Origin of the sequence: Cellulosimicrobium composti (assembly GCF_010287905.1) — a bacterium.
GTDB lineage: Bacteria > Actinomycetota > Actinomycetes > Actinomycetales > Cellulomonadaceae > Cellulosimicrobium > Cellulosimicrobium composti.
The window spans coordinates 1-1,339 of the sequence record NZ_JAAFAN010000145.1 but is presented as its reverse complement, the minus strand read 5'-3'; the positions used below and the strand labels follow the sequence as shown (position 1 = coordinate 1,339).

The following is a 1,339-nucleotide window of genomic DNA, read 5'->3' as shown; positions in this document are numbered from 1 at the left end:
TGTCGCGCGTCAGACTTTGTGGCAGGGCCCGTTGCTTGCGGGCCTGACCTGTGAGGAGTCTGATCGTTCATGGCAAGACCACCGGCCGTTCCGGCCGAGGAGAAGACCAGGATCGTGTTGTCGGTCTTGGCCGGCGAGGTCACCGTCGCCGAGGCCGCCCGGCGGGCGAAGGTGTCCGAGCAGTCGGTCGGGAACTGGAAGCGGGCGTTCCTCGAGGCCGGCAGGACCGGCCTGGCGGCGGGGAAGTCGGGGCCCTCGACGCGTGAGCAGCAGCTGGAGGCCGAGGTCGCCGAGTTGACCCAGGCCCTGGGTGAGGCGCACCTGGAGGTCCGGGTGTGGAAGAAGTCCGCGGAGGGCCGGCTGGGCCCTTCGAGGACCTCGAGGTGATCCGCATCCAGGCGGGCATGCCGACCACGAGGTTCTGCCAGGTGATCGGCGTGCCCGAGCGGTCGTGGCGACGCTGGCAGGCCCGCGCCCGGGCCGGGTCCCCGGTCAAGGGGCCGTGGCCGCGCCCGGCGCGCGAGAGCGTGCGCGTGGCCGCGCGGCGGCACGCGTTGGCGCATCCGGCATGGGGACACCGCAAGGTGTGGGCCATGGTGCGCCACGACGGGCACCGGGTCTCCCAGGCCACCGTGCTGCGCCTGCTACGCGATGAAGGGCTGATCCTGCCCGCCGCCTACCAGCGGGAACGCCGCCAGCTCGCGGCCCGCAGGAAGGCCGCGTTCGCCACCGAACCGACGGGGCCGAACCAGGTGTGGCAGCTGGACTTCTCCGAGTTCGAGACCACGACCGGCGGCACGTGGCGCATCGCCGGGTGCCGGGACTACTGGTCGAAGTACGAGCACCCGTGGCATGTGTCCCCGACCGCGAACCAGCACGACGCGATCGCCGCGATCGAGCTTGCCCTGGCCGACTACGAGGCGATGTTCGGCCGCCCCTGATCGACGCGTGCGCCCGCGACGGCGACGGCAACGTCGTGCCCGCGGTGACGGTCGTGACGGACAACGGTGGCCCGTTCCGCTCGTTCCGGTTCGAGGCGTTCATCACCGCCCACCCCGAGCTGCGGCACGTGCGCACCCGGGTGCGTACGCCCGGGCAGAACGGGTCACGCGAACGCGGGTTCGGCTCCCTGAAGTACGAGCGGCTCTTCCTCGAAGAGATCGACGACGTCCTGTCCCTCGTCGCGCACGCCGACGACTACCGGGCCGAGTACAACACCGTCCGCCCCCACGAGGCCATCGCCTGGAACCGGCCCCTGGAGGTCCACCTGGGCCTGGCCGACCCGCTGACCCCCAACTTTCCCGAGACCCAAAACCTGCCAGCAGCTTGACGCGGGACA

The 1,339-nt window shown here is 71.5% G+C and carries 3 protein-coding genes; all 3 read left to right on the top strand.

Annotated elements, in window-relative coordinates:
- Window positions 1-69 precede the first annotated feature (69 nt).
- Genes GYH36_RS19070 through GYH36_RS19935 form a run of 3 tightly spaced genes read left to right on the top strand, consistent with a single transcriptional unit; the run spans window position 70 to window position 1,330 of the window.
- Window positions 70-387 carry a helix-turn-helix domain-containing protein gene (locus GYH36_RS19070; RefSeq protein WP_115941774.1) on the top strand — a complete coding sequence of 106 codons (318 nt, stop codon included), beginning with the start codon at window positions 70-72 and terminating at the stop codon, window positions 385-387.
- On the top strand, window positions 384-941 hold the full coding sequence (locus GYH36_RS20430; RefSeq protein ID WP_312028725.1) for an IS3 family transposase: 558 nt from the start codon (window positions 384-386) through the stop codon (window positions 939-941). Before GYH36_RS19070 ends, GYH36_RS20430 begins: the two co-directional genes overlap by 4 nt.
- Window positions 942-976: 35 nt before the next feature.
- Entirely contained in the window at window positions 977-1,330 is a 354-nt protein-coding gene (locus GYH36_RS19935; RefSeq protein ID WP_312028724.1) for an integrase core domain-containing protein, read from the top strand.
- The last annotated feature ends 9 nt before the right edge of the window (window positions 1,331-1,339 follow it).

What these genes read in the sequence shown, in the direction of transcription:
- GYH36_RS19070 (WP_115941774.1), top strand. Translation starts at nt 70, where the DNA reads ATGGCAAGACCACCGGCCGTTCCGGCCGAGGAGAAGACCAGGATCGTG.